At 52.2% G+C, this 554-nt stretch carries 1 rRNA gene; it reads right to left on the bottom strand.

Features of this window, described 5'->3' with window-relative positions:
- Positions 1 to 51: 51 nt before the first annotated feature.
- A 16S ribosomal RNA gene (locus DDT52_RS20825) occupies positions 52 to 554 on the bottom strand; the annotation flags it as partial.

The following is a 554-nucleotide window of genomic DNA, read 5'->3' as shown; positions in this document are numbered from 1 at the left end:
TTTTCATCAGACAATCTGTGTGAGCACTTCACTCGATTTCGTATCATCAGGTAAGGAGGTGATCCAACCGCAGGTTCCCCTACGGTTACCTTGTTACGACTTCACCCCAGTCATGAATCACAAAGTGGTAAGCGCCCTCCCTAAGGTTAAGCTACCTACTTCTTTTGCAACCCACTCCCATGGTGTGACGGGCGGTGTGTACAAGGCCCGGGAACGTATTCACCGTAGCATTCTGATCTACGATTACTAGCGATTCCGACTTCATGGAGTCGAGTTGCAGACTCCAATCCGGACTACGACGCACTTTATGAGGTCCGCTTGCCCTCGCGAGCTCGCTTCTCTTTGTATGCGCCATTGTAGCACGTGTGTAGCCCTACTCGTAAGGGCCATGATGACTTGACGTCATCCCCACCTTCCTCCGGTTTATCACCGGCAGTCTCCTTTGAGTTCCCACCCGAAGTGCTGGCAACAAAGGATAAGGGTTGCGCTCGTTGCGGGACTTAACCCAACATTTCACAACACGAGCTGACGACAGCCATGCAGCACCTGTCTCA

The organism is Brenneria roseae subsp. roseae, from assembly GCF_003115845.1.
Taxonomy (GTDB): Bacteria; Pseudomonadota; Gammaproteobacteria; order Enterobacterales; family Enterobacteriaceae; genus Brenneria; species Brenneria roseae.
Note: the sequence above shows the minus strand (reverse complement) of the source record. Positions and strands in the feature narration are given on the sequence as shown.